The organism is Atopobacter phocae ATCC BAA-285 (assembly GCF_000526675.1).
Lineage (GTDB): Bacteria > Bacillota > Bacilli > Lactobacillales > Aerococcaceae > Atopobacter > Atopobacter phocae.
Map to the genome: position 1 here is coordinate 14,741 of NZ_JAGN01000016.1, position 18,456 is coordinate 33,196.

The following is an 18,456-nucleotide window of genomic DNA, read 5'->3' on the forward strand; positions in this document are numbered from 1 at the left end:
CTCAAGTGAAGTCGTTTCATTTGATTAGAATCATTCTAAATGGTAGCATAAAGGTAGAAATGAGGAGGAGATATTTATGACACAAGAAAAATTATTTGATTTAATGCGTAAGACGGAATCATCATTTGCGGTGTTTTACATTAAATTACATCAACATCATTTTTATGTGAAAGGTCCAAACTTCTTAGCATTACATGAAGCCTTTGAAACATTATACGATGAAGTAACTGCTCATTACGATGAAATTGCTGAACGTTTAATGATGTTAGACGGTAAGCCTTACGGTATGATGGCTAAATATTTAGAAGAATCAATTATTTCAGAAGCTCCTTATGTAGAAAAATCAGACAAAGAAATGTTACGTGAAATTGTAGAAGACTTACGTCTATTTACTAAACATTTCGAAGAAGCGATTGAATTAAGTGGAGAATTAGGTGACTCTGTAACAGAGGACTTATACATTGGCTACAAAACATCCTTCGATAAACACATCTGGATGTATCAAGCTCGTCTAGGACTAGACGCAACTGAATAATTAATTAACGAATTAAAAGACGCCCCGTTTATTGTGGGCGTCTTTTTTGATTTAAAAACAAGGAGTGATCAAATGCCAATTTAATTCAGCTGAAGTGGGTGGGGGACAGTTGATTAAATATGAGAGAAAGGCGTTGTCTTTTTTGAGTTGATGGAATAAGTCGTGTGATTTATTCCATCGCCTCTCATTATTTAATGTGGATTTATTGGATTTTAGAGGTGTGATAAGGTGTCGACCGATCAAGTCATTAATAAAATAATGTACCATGAAATCACTCGGTTGGTCAAAATAGGTTATCGCTGTTTTAAGTAAAAGTGGTACAGATGACGTCTCATAAGAAGAAGCGCTATTTAAGTATTGACGAATTAAATAAGCATAATAAAATTCAATGGGTTCCCAATTGATTGGTAAAATAACCCAAGTGGTATGGGGGCCTTCATACATAATCGGACAAGTGATCGCTTGATTCATAAAGATGACTTTATGATGAAGAATCGAAGGACGATTGTTCATCAACGCTTGATGCATTCGTGCTGTTTGTTGCTCTAAATCGTACCACTGTGTACTCGTCATTGATAAAGGTAAAATCATTGACGATAAGGCTTGATTCGTATAAGTATCGAGCCAATGAGTGTAGGAAATGATTGGTTGATTATCGTTAGTCATTGGAAGTCGTTGTAAAACATGCAGCAACATTTGACTTAAAGGTTGATACATTTGACGAATCGAGTAATCCGACAAAGGGACGATTTGATGTTTGACTTGAAAAAGGTATTCTTCCCAATGCCAAATGGTCTTAAAATCATAAGTAGATAACATAGCAACCTCCTTGAAATAACTTGAAAGTAATTTCAAAATATAATGCATATACTTACTATATTATACAAAACGCTATTTTTATCAAGCGATTTCATTGTTTGTTTAATCAGCTTTTTATACGATTAATAGTCTTTTGAAAAAGGGGGTATATAATTTTTGATTAATATGAAGTGAAAAAGGTTGACCGTAACGAATACTCCAGTTAAAATGAATGGAGTTTCTGAAAGTAAATTCAAGGAGGATTGTGAACGATTAAAGGATAGCGCCAGATCTTCAAGTAGTAACGAAGATGACGAGGATAGAGCTGATCGAACATTCGGCGGATGGCTCTAGGGACTGCACTCTACAAATCAATGGAAAACTTCATCGCAAGAGGAAGGCCAGAGCGTTGATTATGCAGCAGAAACTAAAATAAAATGAGAAAAGTTGAGGGATTTTAGTATGTGTGGAATAGTAGGAGTAGTCGGTCGTCAAGCAAATGATGCCATTGATGTTTTGTTAAATGGATTAAAACGTTTAGAATATCGAGGATATGATTCAGCAGGAATTTATTATGTCGATTCAATGAATCAAACTGATCAAGTGGTGAAAGCTGTTGGACCAATCAAACATTTAGAAGCAGAAGTTAACCAAGAACAACGTGCACAAACAGGGATTGGTCATACACGTTGGGCCACTCACGGTAAAGCAAGTTTAACAAATTCACATCCGCATGTGTCGCAAAATGAACGTTTCGTACTCGTTCATAACGGAGTCATCGAAAATGCGGCTGCCTTAAAAGCAACGTATTTACAAGATGTGACCTTTACAAGTGAAACGGATTCAGAAGTCATTGTCCAATTAGTCGAACATTTTGCTTCGACTCAAGATGTATTTGAAGCATTTAAACATACGTTGACATTATTAGAAGGGTCATACGCCGTTTTATTAATGGATCGTGAACATACCGATGAAATGTATATTGCTAAGCATAAGAGCCCATTACTATTAGCAGTGGGTGAAGGATTTAATGGTGTATGTAGTGATGCCTTAGCGATGATTGAGTATACCGACCAATTTATCGCATTAGTAGATGGGGATGTTGCAACTATTCGTCCAACATCGTATGAGATTAGTAATTTAGATGGAATAGAGCGTACACCGGAATTATTTACAGCTAATATTGATCAAGAAGCTGCCGGCAAAGGCACGTATCCATACTTTATGTTAAAAGAAATTGACGAGCAACCAATTGTGATGCGTCGTTTAGTGGAAACTTACTTAAACAAAGAGAACGAATCAGCAATTGATGCATCGATTGTTGAACAAATGATGGAAGCCGATCGAATTTATATTATTGGGTGTGGAACAAGTTATCATGCAGGTTTAGTCGGTAAAAAATTAATTGAAGAATGGACACATATTCCAGTAGAAGTGCATATTGCTAGTGAATTTGCTTATTACCCACCAATCATTAGTGAACGACCATTTTTCATTTTCTTAAGTCAAAGTGGTGAAACGGCTGATAGTCGTCAAGTACTCGTTCAAACGAACGAAATGAACTATCCAAGTTTAACATTAACAAATGTTGTCGGGTCGACATTAGCGCGTGAAGCAACTTATGCACTGTACTTAAATGCAGGAGTAGAAGTAGCAGTTGCGTCAACTAAAGCATACACCGCACAAGTAGGATTGTTAGCTATTTTAGCGCAGCGTGTGGGTGACCAACGAGCTATCGATGCGACATCACAAATCGATTTAGCGCATGAATTAAGTATGGTCAGCTTAGCAATGGAAGTTGTATTAGAAGACAAACAACAATTTGAAACATTAGCGCATGATTTCTTAGCGACTACACGTAAAGCCTTTTATATTGGACGCGGAGTCGATTATTACTCATCAATCGAGAGTGCATTGAAGTTAAAAGAAATTTCGTATATTCAAACAGAAGGATTTGCAGCGGGTGAGTTAAAACATGGTACTATCTCACTAATTGAAGAAGAAACACCAGTTATTGGGTTAATTACGGAAGCTCATACAGCAGGACAAACACGAAGCAATTTAAGCGAAGTGGCCAGTCGTGGAGCGCATGTCTTAATCATTTCGAACGAGACAAATGCCGAACCAACGGATCAATATGTCATTAAAAATGTTCATCCAACCTTGCAATCGCTAGTGACCATTTTACCAACACAATTATTAGCTTACTATGCAACGATTGAACGTGGCTATGATGTGGACAAACCACGTAACTTAGCAAAATCTGTGACAGTTGAATAAAGATTTAAACAAAAAGCCGATACGCTGAATCAAGCGATATCGGCTTTTTTTATGCTCATTATAAGTTATGTGGTCGGCCATTGATGAATATAATCAATTAAAGCTAACACATCTTCTTCTCGAGTCGACCAACTGGTACAAAAACGAGTAATAATCGTATCGTTTGGTCCTTCGCCAATATATTCACTAATAAATACCTGATCAAAATAAGCTTTTTGTTCTGCAGTTAAACAAACAAATTGTTGATTAGTCGGTGAGTCAATATATAGCGGAATACCAACCGACTGAAAGGCGCGTTGAATACGTTGAGCTTGGTCAACAGCTGGCATACAAATAGTAGCGTAATGATTGTCAGTAAATAACCAATCAAATTGAACGCCTAGCGCACGACTTTTCGCTAATAAGGCACCATGCTGCTTTAAATAGTGAATGAAGTCAGGTGCGGTCTGCTTATTTTTTAAGACAATGGCTTCACCAAATAATGCGCCACATTTGGTCCCTCCGATATAAAAAGCATCCGCATATTGAGCTAAATCGGCGAGTGTAATATCTGACAAGTGATTTAAAGCATAGCCTAAACGAGCGCCGTCAATAAACAACGGTAAGTGATGGGCTTGACAAACGGCTGAAATCGCTTGGAGTTCATCCCGTGTGTATAATGTTCCAAGTTCAGTCGGATGAGTCAAATAAACTAAACCAGGTTTTGCGTGGTGCATGAACCCTGCAGATTGTTTATACGATTGAATAACATGTTCAATTTGTTCAGCAGTAATTTTCGCTTCAGTAGAAGGTACCGTTAAAATTTTATGTCCTGTACGCTCAACAGCACCACTTTCTAAAGTGTTAATGTGGCCGATATCTGCGCTAATAACTGCTTCATGCGAACGTGTCAATGCATCAACTGTGGCTAAGTTAGCTTGCGTTCCACCAGAAACGAAGTATACTTGACTAGCTGGTGCGTTAGCGGCTTCTTTAATTTTACGACGTGCAGCGTGCGTATATTGATCATCACCATAACCAGATTCCAACGAATCGTTATGTCTAAGTAATTGTTCTAAAATTTTGGGGTGAGCGCCCACTAAGTAATCGGAACGAAAATTGATCATATTAAACCTTCTTTCTAAACGCATTGATATTATTTAGGATACCATTATCATAGTGTGAAACCAAATACCTAGCAAGTCCTGAAGTGTTAAAAATTGAATTAAAACAGTAATTTTGGTAAACTTAAAAAGAAATAGGCTAAATTTACTGTTTTTTTTATACAAACCATTAAATTTTACTAACAAACAACTAAAGATCTCGTTATTATAACGATTGACTAAATGAGGAGTGTCAGAATGATAGAATTCAAAGATGTAACGAAACAGTTTCGTGGCGGGGTTACAGCTGTCGACAAATTCAATTTAACAATAGAAAAAGGGGAGTTTGTCTGTTTTATCGGAACGAGTGGATCAGGTAAAACAACCACAATGCGGATGATTAACCGAATGGTCGATATTACAAGTGGTGAAATTACAATTGATGGCAAAAACATTATGAAGCAAGACCCGGTGAAATTACGTCGGAGCATCGGTTATGTCATTCAAAGTATTGGGTTAATGCCTCATATGACTATTAAAGAAAATATTGTATTAGTGCCTAAACTATTAAAGTGGGATGAAGAACGCTGTGATGAAATTGCGAAGAAAATGATCCGATTAGCTGAATTACCAGAAGACTATTTAGATCGTTATCCAGCAGAATTATCAGGTGGACAACAACAACGGATTGGTGTCGTGCGTGCCTTAGCAGCCGATCAAGACATCATTTTAATGGATGAGCCATTTGGTGCTCTAGATCCTATCACAAGAGAAGCACTCCAACAATTAGTAAAAACATTACAAGAAGAACTAGGTAAAACATTCGTCTTCGTTACACATGATATGGATGAAGCGTTAAAATTGGCGACACGAATTGTTATTATGTCTGAAGGTAAAATTGTGCAAGTTGGTACGCCAGAAGAAATTTTGACGAACCCAGCGAATGAATTCGTAGAAGATTTTATCGGAAAAGAACGATTACTTGAATCACAACGTCAAACGATTACCGTTAAAGAAGTGATGAAAGAAAGTGTAATTAGTATTGATGAAACATCGACTTTACAAGCTGCTTTGCGTTTAATGCGTGAGAAACGTGTCGATAGTTTAATGATTACTAACGCAGACGGTGTATTAACAGGGTTCTTAGATATTGATGATATTAATACACAATACCGTAAAAAAACATTAGTAAGTGATGTCATGACAACGAACATTTTCGCTGTGAATGAAAATAAATATTTACGTGATGTTATGGACCGTATCTTGAAATTAGGTTACAAGTTAATACCAGTTGTATCCAATGAACGCAAATTAGTAGGAATTATTACACGCTCTGCCTTAGTGGATGTTATTTACGATTCAATATGGGGAGATGAAGAAGAAACAACAGAAGCACCGTCTGAAGCGATTGAAGCTTTAAAAACAGACGAAAAAGAGCAGGTGAATGAGTAATGAGCTTTTTACAAGAGTATGGAATGGAACTATTATTCAAAACGTGGGAGCATCTTTACATTTCAGCCATCTCGCTCGGTTTAGGAGTTATTGTGGCAATTCCTTTAGGTATTTTATTGAGTCGAATGCCTAAATTAGCGAAATGGATGATTGGTATCGCAAGTATTTTACAAACGGTACCATCGTTAGCCCTATTAGCGCTAATGATTCCACTATTTGGAGTGGGTAAATTACCTGCTATTCTCGCATTATTCATTTACTCATTATTACCAATTTTGAGAAATACATATTTAGGAATGGAAAATGTGTCCAGTGCATTAAAAGATGCAGCGAAAGGAATGGGATTGTCCGTCAAACAATCACTATTCAAAGTGGAACTACCAATGGCATTGCCAGTCATTATGTCAGGCGTGCGTCTTTCAGCCGTTTACGTCATTGCATGGGCAGCACTTGCTTCTTATATTGGAGCTGGTGGACTAGGTGATTTTATTTTTAATGGATTAAACTTATATAAAACCGATTTAATTATCGGGGGAACGATTCCAGTTATTATTCTTGCTTTAGTAGCAGATTATTTATTAGGTCGTTTAGAAAATCGTTTAAGCCCACAAATCACACAGTCATAAAGAGGAGGAAAATGAGTGAAACAATATAGTAAATGGATGTTGACATCCTTCATCGCATTATTCCTAGTGGGCTGTGGGTTACCAGGGTTATCTAGTGGGAATACCGATACAATTAAAGTGACGGCATTAAGCACGAGTGAAGGACAAACAACAGCCGGCATCATTAAAGAATTAATCGAACATGAAACAGACTACAAAGTGGATATTATTAATAACCTAGGAACATCAACCGTGACACACGAAGCAATTAAACGTGGTGACGCAGATATCGCTGGAACACGTTATACTGGAACAGATGTATCTGGGATATTAGGATTACCTGCAGAAAAAGATCCACAAAAAGCATTAGAGTTAGTTCAAAAAGAGTTTAAAGAACGTTATAACATGAAATATTATGATTCATTTGGCTTTGCGAATAGTTACTCTTTTATGGTCACAAAAGAAACAGCCGATAAATATGGCTTGAAAACAATTAGTGACTTAAAAGACATCGCAGGTGATTTAACAGCAGGTGTTGACAGTTCATGGATGAGCCGTGATGGCGATGGCTATGATGATTTTGTTAAAGAGTATGGCTTTGATTTTAACAAAGTGTACCCGATGCAAATTGGACTAGTATACAACGCATTAGCCGCTGGACAAATGGATATTGTTTTAGGTTATTCAACGGACGGACGAATTCAAAGTTATGATTTAGTCGTATTAGAAGACGACTTACATTTCTTCCCGCCGTATGATGCAAGTCCATTAATTACAGAAGAAACATTGAAGAAATATCCAGAATTAGATGAATTGTTAGAGCGATTAGTCGGAAAAATTTCAACAGAAGATATGCAAAAATTGAACTTTGAAGTGGACGATCGTTTAAAAGAGCCAGCAGTTGTGGCCAAAGAATTTCTTGAAGTGCACGACTATTTTAAAGGAGGTCAAGTGAATGAGTGATTTATCAACAGGAAGTCAGTTACTTCATTACTTCCAATTAAATGGGTCTTACGTATTTGATCAATTTGTTCGCCACTTTTTAATTTCAATTTATGGCGTACTATTTGCTGCAATTGTCGGTATTCCATTAGGGATATTCATTGCGCGTCATCGTAAAATGAGTAGCACTGTCATTGGTATGGCTAATGTGATTCAAACTATTCCTTCATTAGCGATGTTGTCGATTATTATGTTAGGACTAGGACTGGGTGTCAAAACAGTAGTGGTGACGGTGTTCTTATATTCTCTTTTACCAATTATGAAAAATACTTATACAGGTATGGTCAGTTTAGAACCTGGTATTTTAGATGTCGGCAAGGGATTAGGTATGACCTCATGGGAACGTCTTTACTTAGTGGAACTACCTTTAGCACTGTCAGTTATTATGGCCGGAATTCGTAATGCGCTAGTGGTCGCTATCGGGATTACAGCAATTGGTTCATTCGTTGGCGCGGGTGGACTAGGAGATATTATTACGCGAGGCACTAACGCGACAAATGGGGGAGCCATTATTTTGGCAGGTGCTTTACCAACTGCTTTAATGGCAGTTATTAGTGACTGGGTATTAGGTCAAATTGAACGCAAATTAAAACCGCGTCAAATCGTTAAAAATTAAGCAAAGAAATTAGGTGAAGAGATGAAATTAGAAATTGTACCAGCAGCACAAAAATTTTATGAAGATGAAATGGGTATCAATGAAAAACGTGGGGTACGTATTTTAGGAAAAGTGTATGGCGAAAGCGCTATTCATGAAGGGTTTTCAATTGCCATTGAAGCAGCTGAACCAACCAACCCACTCGTCTTAGTTCGGTATAATGATATCCCGTACTTTATCGAAGAAACCGACGAATGGTTTTTTGAATCATTTGATTTATTTGTAGAGTTTGATGATGAATTAAAAGAACCGGTATATCATTTTATGAAAGACGGCGTTGAACAATTTAAGCCCGTTCATAAAAAATAATCAACGAGAGATCTCATCGGAGGTCTCTTTTTGCATGCCTTCGCTAAGGCATGGTAAGTAGAAAATAAAGAGCACAGACTAGCTCAAGTGAAAGAGGAGGAACGTCAATGACATTAATTCGATATATTCGCACGTATTGGAAATATGCGTTATTAATTTTTGCATGTTTAAGCATTCGCGCGTTCAGTGAATTATCGTTACCGGATTATACGAGTCGCTTGGTCGATGTAGGCATTCAACAACAAGGAATTGAGTCGATAGTACCACGTGAAATGAGTCGTGAACTTTATACGTTTATTCAAGACGTCTCAGATGATGCGAATCGTGAACGTTTGACTCAAGCTTATTCAGTAAAAGACTCGATGTATGTATTGAAAACGAGTGCAGAAGAGTCACAGGACGTATTAGAAGACGCGATTCGTCTCCCGTTAGTCGTTTTAGGGGGAATGATGAAGCAACAAGACGTGTCATTTGAAGCCATGTTAGAGCGAACGAATCAATCGACCTTTTCGCCGGAACAATTGGCGCCGTTATTAAAAGAGGCACAAGCTTTAACAGACGGTGTTTCAGAAGGACTGCTCGATCAACAAGCCATTGAAGTGTTAAAAGCAGACGCTGTTTATCGTGGAGTTGATTTGAACCAACAGCAAATGAACTATCTCATTCAAACTGGGGTTAAAATGATGGGGTTCACTTTGCTTGCAGGATTGGCAACGGTTGTCGCAGGCTTTTTTGCCGCTCAAGTCGGTGCCAAAATCGGTCGAAACAAACGGCAACAATTATTTCAAAAAGTGTTACGTTTTTCTAATGCAGAGCTCGATCAATTTTCGACAGCTTCTTTAATTACACGGTCAACGAATGATATTCAACAAATTCAAGTATCGATTACGATGTTTTTGACGTTAGCGTTTTTCTCGCCCATTATGGGGATTGGGAGTGTCGTCAACGCCTTTCGAGCGGATACGGGGATGACGTGGGTGATGGCAGTAGCTGTATTAATCGTCGGCGCTTTTGTAGGAGTTGTATTTGGTTTAGTAATGCCCAAATTTAGAAAGATGCAAAAAATTATCGATCGATTAAACTTGGTCAGTCGGGAATTTTTAACCGGACAGGAAGAAATACGTGTTTTTAGTCGTGAAGCACATGAAGAAGAACGGTTTGATGAGGTGTCAAAAGAACTGATGCAAACCCAACTTTTTGTGACACGTTTTATGCAAACGATGGGACCATTTATGATTTTAGTAACAAATGGGATCATTGCATTAATTGTATGGGTTGCAGCCGGTCAAATTGACGTCGGTCAAATGCAGCTGGGTCAAATGATGGCGTTTATTACTTATACAATGATTATGGTTCAAAGTTTTATGTTTTTAACGATGTTAACCATTATGATTCCACGAGCGAATGTATCTGCGGAACGAATTGAAGATGTCTTAGAAACACCATTGTCGATTACTAATAACGACAAAACAGCGACACCCGCTTTACCACGAGGCGAAATGGCTTTCCATGGCGTTGATTTCCGTTTCAAAGGGGCTTCAACGGATGCGTTGTCTCATATCGACTTTGTAGCAAAACCAGGTGAAACGACAGCGATTATTGGTAGTACAGGTAGTGGAAAATCTACGCTGTTAAATTTACTTGTTCGCTTTTATGATGTGACGAACGGATCAATTACAATCGATGGAATTGATATTCGTGACATGAATGTTCATGATTTACGCGCTCATATTGGATACGTTCCTCAAAAGGGTGTTCTCTTTAGTGGGGATATTGCAAAGAATATTAAATTTAGTGCGCCAGAAACCATTAGCGATGAGACGATGGAGCGTGTAGCAGCGATTGCTCAAGCGACGGAGTTTATTGATGAAAAACCAGAAGGCTATCAAGCACCTATTTCGCAAGGTGGGTCGAATGTTTCAGGTGGGCAAAAACAACGTCTTGCGATTGCACGAGCGTTAGCAAAAGAGGCTCAAATTTTATTATTTGATGATAGTTTCTCTGCTTTAGATAATCAAACGGATCGCCGTTTGCGTCAAGAATTATTAACACATTATCGCGACCGAACAATTATTATTGTCGCACAGCGTATTTCGACCATTTTGAAGGCAGATAAAATTATCGTGTTAGATGAAGGTGAAATTGTCGGGATAGGAACACATGAGGAGTTACTCGCTCGATCAACGACCTATCGTGAAATTGCTGAAAGTCAGCTTTCGCAAGAAGAATTAGGGGAAGGCGGTGACACATATGGCAACTAATCCAAAACAAACGACTCGTCCAATGCACGGTCCAGGACCTCGCGGAATGGTCGCTGCTAAACCGAAACATTTTAAACAAACGATGATCAAAATAGCAAAGTACTTATGGCCACATAAAATGGCGTTATCTGTTGTGATGATTAGTGCGATTTTAAGTACAGTCTTTCTCGTTATTGGACCTCGCATCTTGAGTCGCGCCATTGATGTGCTGTTAAATGGTTTAATGGCGAAAGTTCGAAATGATGGCGCCATTGATTTTAATCAAATTGGTTATTGGCTACTCATCATGTTAGGGCTGTATATTTTATCGAGTGCCGCGATGTTAGTGCAAGGCTTAGTCATGACTCAAGTTACTCAAAAGGTCGTTTATAATTTACGAAAAGAAATGAGTCAAAAAATTAATCGAATGGCGATGAGTTACTTTGAAGAACAACCGTTTGGCGAAGTTTTATCGCGCATTACAAATGACATGGACACATTTACTCAAGCTTTGAATAACTCGGTCGCTCAAGCGGTATCGAGTGTGGTTCAAATTGTCGGAATTGTTATTATGATGTTAACAATTAGTCCGTTAATGACAGGTATTACGTTAATTATTTTACCTTTATCTGTCGTAATCTTAGGAACGATTATGAAGTTTAGTCAGAAACACTTTAAAGCGCAACAAAAAGGGCTAGGACAAATTAATGGCCAAGTAGAAGAAGTATATGCAGGTCAACAAATTGTGAAGGCTTTTAATCAAGAAGCCAATCAGGAAGTTATTTTCCAATCGGCTAATGACCAGTTGTATCATGCGGCTTGGAAGAGTCAATTTTTCTCGGGATTGATGATGCCGTTAATGAGTTTTATTGCTAACTTGGGATATGTGGCTGTTGTGATTTTAGGAAGTGTATTAGCGATGAATGGATCGATTACAGTCGGTTCGATTCAAGCATTTATTCAGTACATGCGAAACTTCACGCAACCGATTAGACAGTTAGCTCAAATTAGTAACATGCTACAAAGTATGGCGGCAGGAGCAGAACGAGTATTTGAATTTTTAGAAGAACCTAATGAAGCTGATGAGGGGACGCGTCAATTTGATCCAACTCAAGCCAAAGGAGCCGTGACATTTGATCAAGTATCATTTGGCTATCAACCGAATGAACCGATTATTAAGTCGTTTAATGTCCAAGTAGAACCCGGACAAAAAATTGCGATTGTCGGACCAACTGGAGCGGGGAAAACAACGATTGTTAAATTGTTACTTCGATTTTATGATGTCGATGAGGGACGGATTTTAATTGATGGAGTGGATAGTCGCTCATTTCAACGAACCGAGCTTCGCCAATATTTTGGAATGGTGATGCAAGATACGTGGTTGTTCAATGGTACCATTATGGAAAACTTGCGCTATGGTAATTTAAATGCAACCGACGAGCAAGTGATTCAGGCGGCTAAATCTGCGCGAGTGGATCACTTTATTCGGACTTTGCCAGAGGGTTATCAAACAGTCATGAATGAAAATAGTGATAACATTAGTCAAGGTCAAAAGCAATTATTGACGATCGCACGAGCGATTTTAGCAGATATGCCGATATTAATTTTAGATGAAGCTACTTCGAGCGTTGATACGCGAACAGAACTATTGATTCAAGAAGCGATGGACCAACTAATGGGAAATCGCACGAGTTTCGTCATTGCCCATCGTCTCTCCACTATTAAAAATGCCGACCGTATTTTAGTAATGGATCAGGGGAATATTATCGAACAAGGTACACATGAAGAATTAATTGAGCAAGGTGGTTTCTACTATGACTTGTATAACAGCCAGTTTGAAACGATAGAAGAAGCCGATTAAAGTGCAAAGAAAAGAGGGGGAAAGAAACCTCTCTTTTTTGGTATACGAGCGCTTATCGTTTTGTTTGAAAGTGTAGCACCATTCGGGTAGAATGTAGAAGTTATTGCCCAATAATTGTTATAGAAAACCAAAGGAAGGGTCCATCATGCGTCATCAAAATCGTACGTTACAAAACCGTTTAATTCTTGCTTGTATGGGGATGTTGACCATCATGATCTTACTGGTGGGATTATCAACAGGCATTGCCCAATATTATTTAATTTGGAATATATTTTTAGCCTATATTCCATATGGACTCGCTCAATTAATTGTGCGAGAAAACTGGAAAGGATGGAAGAGTCGTTTGACTTTTTTCGTCTGGCTGATTTTCTATCCGAATGCTTTTTATGTCATTACAGATTTGATTCATCTTCAAAACGATGTGTATTACTATTTTCAAGCAAATGAACGTGTAACATACGTGACCAGTTCATTTATATGGGGACGTTTTTTGACACTGTTATTTGCCGTATTAATTAGTACCAACTTAAGTTATCATGCGCTATATATGGTATATTGGAAAACTTTCCGACATAATTATTCCATTAAAACGGCCTTGTTCTTTTCAAGCATGGTGAGTTTATTAACAGGTGTTGGAATTGTGTTAGGTCGATTTTTCCGTTTGAATACGTGGGATATTTTCGCGAGACCACATATCATTTTAGAAAAATTAGCTCTTTTAATTGACCCTAATTACATTAAACTAATTTTATTATTTACAATTAGTCATTTCATGTTAATTTTCTTTATGTATATTATTCGAGAGCGAGATACGAACTCGTTAGCTCATCAACGTTTTTTATAAAAAAAAAGCCTTAGAGATAGAACTCTAGGCTTTTTATTATGCATGTTTAGATGCGTTTAAGAATTCGTGTGAAAATAGGGACTAATATAGGTGTTAAAACAACAGTGAAAATTGCTGAAAAGAATGTGCCACCCATGCTACCAATTGATGCAACTAAAGCGGTTTGGAATAGAGCATTTAAAAGGAACATTTGTTTGAACATATATACACCAAAATTAATAACGATTTTAACTAACCCAGCCATAATTCCTGTAATCACAATATTAGTAGTTGTTGGCACTCCACGAAGTAAACGATAATAAACTAAATAAGTCACTGCCATAACAACCAATGTTTCGATTACAACTTGTGGAATGGATGTAACATAACCATTTAATAAATCAAATATAATTAAGCCAATAACAGCTGCGGCAGTTCCACGACGCATGCCTAAAACGAGAGCACCTGCTAAAACTAATGCATTACCGATATGAACAAAAGGTGCTCCAGTAAAAGCGGGCATAGGAATACGGAAAAATTGAATACCTAAGAAAATTAAAGTAGCGTAAGCCGCTGTAATAGTTAAATCACGAGTTTTATTATTCATTTGATCAAGTTCCTCCTAATCGGTCGATAAGAATGTCTGAATATCTGTTAAATAGGGTTCATAAACTAACCCTTCAAACGGTACATTGGTTTGTTCCAATGACTTGGAAATAAATTGTTGTGCGAAGGGAATGCTCTCGCTAATTGGTCGTTTATTCAATGTTAAACCGACAATTAATTGCCCATAAACATCGCCCATGCCTGTTGCTTGTCGATCTAATCGCTTCACAGGATAAGCTTGGAAATCATTCGCTTGTGTTTCAGGGTGAAGTCGAATGACCCATGTAATTAATTGTTCAGCGTAAGGAACGCCAGTAATCACCCACGTAGCGGTTGAATTAATCGCTAATAAACGCTGGAATAACTTGTTCAAAAATTTATGTCCAGGTTCTGAATCATATGGGATGTCTGCAATAAAACAGGCTTCCGTTAGATTAGGTGTAAGTAGCTGAGCACGTTGAATTAATGGTAATAAATGCGAAACAAAAGGTTCTTTAAAAAAACGATAATAGCGACCATTATCTCCCATAATTGGATCAACATACAAAGGAAGGTGTTGATCATCAATATACTGTACTAAACAATCGATTTGTTCCTTATCATGAAATAATCCAGTCATAACAACATTTGGAGGCACTTCTAACTGTTTAGCATGCGTCAGTGTGTGCTCGAATAAATCGTTCACCGGATAAACTTGCGTCGTAGTATAGCCTAAATGACTTTCTAATAAACAAGTAGGTAGTAAGGACGTCTGAATGCCCATATGAGAGAATAGCGGATAACTAACAGAACCAGCCACTCGACCAAAAACGGGTAAATCATTAACAACCAATAAATGCATCACGTATCTCCTTTCTGATAGAATAAGTGAAACATCTCAACTGATGATCAGTAAGACGATATCATTATATCACGTGATTCTATGAAAGCGATAAATAAATGTTTTTGCTTGATTACGAAGGATTCAATCAATCGGAAAACAATAACTGTTGGAATAACGCAGATTATGGTAAAATGTAAAATGAATGACATGAAATAACGGAAAGAAAAGATAGGAGAATGATGATGGTAGAAACATTCCAAGATAAATTAGAAAAATATGCACGTGTATTAGTCGAAAAAGGATTAAACGTTCAACCAGGTGAAACAGTAGCAGTGAACATTCCCGTATTCAATTATGAATTAGCACGTCTAATTACGCGATTCAGCTATGAGCGTGGCGCAGCTGAAGTAATTGTAGATTACTCCGATTCACATCGTCAACGCGAAAACTTCTTACACGCAAAGGAGGAACGGATTGTCAATGTACCTGAACATGCAATCAAAAAAATGGAATACTTATTAGAGAAGAAAGCAAGTCGTTTAAGCATTGTCGGTGGCGACCCAGATGCATTGAATGGTGTGGACCATGATCGCTTAAGTCGTGCAATGAAAGCCAATGGAATTGCGATGAAGCCAATGCGTATGGCAACACAAGCTAACGAAGTAGCTTGGACAGTAGCTGCAGCAGCAACTCCTGAATGGGCAGCAAAAGTATTTCCAGATTTAGACGAACAAGCCGGCGTTGAAAAATTATGGGAACAAATTTTCAAAACGGTTCGAATTGATACGCCAGACCCAATTGAAGCATGGAACTTGCATGAAGCACAATTAGTAGCAAAAGCAACTTGGTTAAACGATGAACAATTTGATGCTTTACGTTATGAAGCGCCAGGAACAGACTTTATTGTCGGTTTACCACAAAATCATGTGTGGGAAGCAGCGGGCTCAACAAGTCGTCAAGGCACACGTTTTATCGCGAATATGCCAACCGAAGAAGTCTTTACTGCGCCTGATTTCCGTCGGGCAGAAGGATATGTTGCTAGCACTAAACCATTAAGTTACGCGGGCAATGTCATTGAAGACATGGTCTTTGAATTTAAAGATGGAAAAGTGGTAAATGTAACGGCTAAAAAAGGCGAAGAAACGATTAAACGTTTAGTAGAAGAAAATAAAGGCGCGGAATGCTTAGGTGAAGTAGCCTTAGTTCCAGATCCATCACCAATTTCACAAAGTGGTATTATTTTCTTCAATACATTATTCGATGAAAATGCATCAAACCATTTAGCACTTGGATCAGCCTATGCATCAAGTGTTGAGGGCGGCGTGGATATGACTCAAGAAGAACTTGAGGCAGCTGGTTTAAACCGTTCTGACACACACGTCGACTTTATGATTGGATCTGCTGAAATGAATGTTTACGGTATTCGCGCAAACGGAGAAGAAGTACAAATTTTACGTAACGGAGACTGGGCATAAGCTTAGACAAGGAGCGTGACATGGAGCCTAAGAAGCGATCACATTTATTGGATGGATTGAAACCCATTAAACCAGAAGAATTAGCCGCTCTTCAGCAAACCGTTGAAAAAAAGTTAAAGTATAATAGCTGGGTGATGTTAGGCGTAATGATTTTCTTCTTTTTCACGTTGATTTATGTCGTGAGTTTGTTTAATGATGAAACTGCACGTCCCAATCGACGAATGGAAACCATTCACCAGCAAGAAGTGAAGCAACTGAAACAACAAGTCAACGAACAACAAAAACAAATCGATCAATTACTACAAGATATACAAACCATTAAAAAACAAGTTAATGAGGAGTGATCACATGGCAAAAGCATTGATTATTTATGCAAGTTTAACAGGAAATACAGAAGAAATTTGTGATATTTTAGCTGATGCATTAGAAGAACGCGGCATTGAAGTCGATATGGATAACTCATCGCAAGCAATGGGAGACGACTTCTTAGATTATGATATCTGTATCGTAGGAACATATACGTATGGAACAGATGGAGATTTACCAGACGAAATCGTTGATTTATATGAAGATTTAGCAGAAATCGATTTAACAGGTAAGTTATATGCAGCGGTTGGGTCAGGCGATACATTTTACGAAAAATTCTGTCAATCGGTTATTGATTTCGACGAACAATTGGCCAAAACAGGTGCAACAAAAGGTGGGGACATGGTTATGGTTAACTTGAACCCAGAAGAAGAAGACATTATCGAAATCGAACGTTTAGCAGACCAATTGAAAGCTGCAGTGGAAGCTTCTGGCAACTAAACTAGGACAACGAATGAAGCATTTAAAAGAAGAATACGAAAAAAATGTCTTTGACTTACAAACCTTAAATCAAACCATTCAATCTGTTCGGACGAAAATTGAACGACAAATTGAAGTATATCGCTTAAAACGTTTAAGAGAGCGACGTATCGCTGCACAAAAAGCGGGCAAGCGCAGCAAACGAGCGAATGAGCCGGTTGAAATGTCTCAACACTTAATTGAAATGCGTCGAGGAATTGATCATTTATCCACTAATTATCGTCAATTGCTCAATCGTTATGATCAATTACAAAATCGACAAAATCGAATTCGTGAGCAATTAATTGAAAATGACGCGCAAGTAGGAGATGAAGGATTCGAACAAATGAGTCGGGATATCGTCATCTTACGTAATTACTATGAAGCGATTCGTGTGGGAGCTACTGCTGAAGATGAAGTAGAACAGCTACTCAAAATTATTCATCGTCTCGGTAAAAAAGCGTTGAAAGGCGAAGAACAAATCGTTCATTTTTTTGATCAAATAGAGTTAAGTTTATTTGAGTTGACACAAGCTTTAATTAGTTTCGATTCAGAAATCGAAGATTTAATTGATCTGCAAGCTCACTTGGTGACAGATTACAAAACGAGTGAGAACTTCTGGCCGTTAATCAATGAAATTAAAGAACAAGTCAATGAACAAGTGTCTCACCTAATAATCGAACCGATTGTGCGACGCTTACGTCATGTTATTCATTTAATTTTATTAGATTTAGAAACTCAAAAAAATCGACTCGAATTAGATTTGATTAAATAATTAGGAAGGAATCAATCCTTCCGTTAACGCATCACTGGTGAAAACTAGTGATGCTTTTTTGGTTAAACCGGAAAATATATCAATTTTTCATGAGATAAAAATAACTTTAAAAAAGGTGAACAAGTCAAAAAAATTGGATATATATTAAAAGTAAATGGAAATGCTTAATATTATTTAATGATTGAATTGACTTACTAAATGAATGAACGGATAAAGTCCATATAATTGTGTAAAAGATAAAAGGCCATATAAAGCTCCTTTTACGGTACAATGTTTTTACCAGAAAACCTACCCAGGAGGACTTTATATG

The 18,456-nt window shown here is 37.7% G+C and carries 19 protein-coding genes; 15 read left to right on the plus strand and 4 right to left on the minus strand.

Annotated elements, in window-relative coordinates:
* Positions 1–76 precede the first annotated feature (76 nt).
* Positions 77–535 (plus strand): Dps family protein, encoded by a 459-nt coding sequence (locus tag L866_RS0103910; protein WP_025729354.1) that lies wholly within the window; start codon positions 77–79, stop codon positions 533–535.
* Between the two features lie 51 nt (positions 536–586).
* Here L866_RS0103910 and L866_RS0103915 read toward each other — a convergent pair whose 3' ends face one another.
* Entirely contained in the window at positions 587–1,354 is a 768-nt protein-coding gene (locus L866_RS0103915; RefSeq protein WP_025729356.1) for a hypothetical protein, read from the minus strand.
* 180 nt (positions 1,355–1,534) lie between these two features.
* Here L866_RS0103915 and L866_RS09455 point away from each other — a divergent pair, with 180 nt between their 5' ends.
* Together L866_RS09455 and glmS are read left to right on the plus strand one after the other, a co-directional pair.
* A complete protein-coding gene (locus tag L866_RS09455; RefSeq protein WP_156919513.1) occupies positions 1,535–1,687 on the plus strand; it encodes a hypothetical protein in 153 nt (50 codons plus the stop codon).
* Between the two features lie 108 nt (positions 1,688–1,795).
* Positions 1,796–3,613, plus strand: coding sequence for a glutamine--fructose-6-phosphate transaminase (isomerizing) (gene glmS, locus L866_RS0103925; RefSeq protein ID WP_025729358.1), 1,818 nt, complete (start codon positions 1,796–1,798; stop codon positions 3,611–3,613).
* 65 nt (positions 3,614–3,678) lie between these two features.
* Here glmS and L866_RS0103930 read toward each other — a convergent pair whose 3' ends face one another.
* On the minus strand, positions 3,679–4,719 hold the full coding sequence (locus L866_RS0103930; RefSeq protein ID WP_025729360.1) for a threonine aldolase family protein: 1,041 nt from the start codon (positions 4,717–4,719) through the stop codon (positions 3,679–3,681).
* A 234-nt stretch (positions 4,720–4,953) separates the two neighbouring features.
* Here L866_RS0103930 and L866_RS0103935 point away from each other — a divergent pair, with 234 nt between their 5' ends.
* The 8 genes from L866_RS0103935 (at position 4,954) to L866_RS0103970 (ending at position 13,663) form a co-directional block, all read left to right on the plus strand.
* The gene (locus L866_RS0103935; protein ID WP_025729362.1) at positions 4,954–6,147 is read left to right on the plus strand and encodes a betaine/proline/choline family ABC transporter ATP-binding protein; all 1,194 of its coding nucleotides are present in this window, start codon (positions 4,954–4,956) and stop codon (positions 6,145–6,147) included.
* Entirely contained in the window at positions 6,147–6,773 is a 627-nt protein-coding gene (locus L866_RS0103940) for an ABC transporter permease (protein ID WP_025729364.1), read from the plus strand. The genes L866_RS0103935 and L866_RS0103940 overlap by 1 nt, the downstream gene beginning before the upstream one ends.
* 36 nt (positions 6,774–6,809) lie before the next feature.
* Positions 6,810–7,715, plus strand: coding sequence for an osmoprotectant ABC transporter substrate-binding protein (locus L866_RS0103945; RefSeq protein ID WP_051452859.1), 906 nt, complete (start codon positions 6,810–6,812; stop codon positions 7,713–7,715).
* Complete coding sequence (locus L866_RS0103950) at positions 7,708–8,370, plus strand: ABC transporter permease (protein ID WP_025729368.1); 663 nt, start codon at positions 7,708–7,710, stop codon at positions 8,368–8,370. The genes L866_RS0103945 and L866_RS0103950 overlap by 8 nt, the downstream gene beginning before the upstream one ends.
* A gap of 21 nt (positions 8,371–8,391) precedes the next feature.
* The gene (locus L866_RS0103955; RefSeq protein WP_025729370.1) at positions 8,392–8,718 is read left to right on the plus strand and encodes a HesB/YadR/YfhF family protein; all 327 of its coding nucleotides are present in this window, start codon (positions 8,392–8,394) and stop codon (positions 8,716–8,718) included.
* Positions 8,719–8,825: 107 nt separating this feature from the next.
* Positions 8,826–10,979 carry an ABC transporter ATP-binding protein gene (locus L866_RS0103960; protein ID WP_025729372.1) on the plus strand — a complete coding sequence of 718 codons (2,154 nt, stop codon included), beginning with the start codon at positions 8,826–8,828 and terminating at the stop codon, positions 10,977–10,979.
* The gene (locus L866_RS0103965; RefSeq protein WP_025729374.1) at positions 10,969–12,819 is read left to right on the plus strand and encodes an ABC transporter ATP-binding protein; all 1,851 of its coding nucleotides are present in this window, start codon (positions 10,969–10,971) and stop codon (positions 12,817–12,819) included. Before L866_RS0103960 ends, L866_RS0103965 begins: the two co-directional genes overlap by 11 nt.
* A gap of 145 nt (positions 12,820–12,964) precedes the next feature.
* On the plus strand, positions 12,965–13,663 hold the full coding sequence (locus tag L866_RS0103970) for a DUF1361 domain-containing protein (RefSeq protein ID WP_025729376.1): 699 nt from the start codon (positions 12,965–12,967) through the stop codon (positions 13,661–13,663).
* 46 nt (positions 13,664–13,709) lie between these two features.
* On the opposite strand, the gene L866_RS0103975 is transcribed toward L866_RS0103970, so the two are convergent.
* Together L866_RS0103975 and L866_RS0103980 are read right to left on the minus strand one after the other, a co-directional pair.
* Complete coding sequence (locus L866_RS0103975; protein ID WP_025729378.1) at positions 13,710–14,249, minus strand: ECF transporter S component; 540 nt, start codon at positions 14,247–14,249, stop codon at positions 13,710–13,712.
* 15 nt (positions 14,250–14,264) lie between these two features.
* Positions 14,265–15,089: a bifunctional hydroxymethylpyrimidine kinase/phosphomethylpyrimidine kinase gene (locus L866_RS0103980; RefSeq protein WP_025729380.1), complete on the minus strand. Its 825-nt coding sequence runs from the start codon at positions 15,087–15,089 to the stop codon at positions 14,265–14,267.
* 221 nt (positions 15,090–15,310) lie between these two features.
* Here L866_RS0103980 and L866_RS0103985 point away from each other — a divergent pair, with 221 nt between their 5' ends.
* The 4 genes from L866_RS0103985 to L866_RS0104000 are packed head-to-tail and all read left to right on the plus strand — an operon-like array spanning position 15,311 to position 18,146.
* On the plus strand, positions 15,311–16,546 hold the full coding sequence (locus L866_RS0103985) for an aminopeptidase (RefSeq protein WP_025729382.1): 1,236 nt from the start codon (positions 15,311–15,313) through the stop codon (positions 16,544–16,546).
* 20 nt (positions 16,547–16,566) lie between these two features.
* Positions 16,567–16,890, plus strand: a complete 324-nt coding sequence (locus L866_RS0103990) for an MATE family efflux transporter (RefSeq protein ID WP_025729384.1) — start codon at positions 16,567–16,569, stop codon at positions 16,888–16,890.
* Between the two features lie 4 nt (positions 16,891–16,894).
* Entirely contained in the window at positions 16,895–17,353 is a 459-nt protein-coding gene (locus tag L866_RS0103995; RefSeq protein ID WP_025729385.1) for a flavodoxin, read from the plus strand.
* A gap of 13 nt (positions 17,354–17,366) precedes the next feature.
* The gene (locus tag L866_RS0104000; RefSeq protein WP_025729387.1) at positions 17,367–18,146 is read left to right on the plus strand and encodes a hypothetical protein; all 780 of its coding nucleotides are present in this window, start codon (positions 17,367–17,369) and stop codon (positions 18,144–18,146) included.
* Positions 18,147–18,456: the final 310 nt, after the last annotated feature.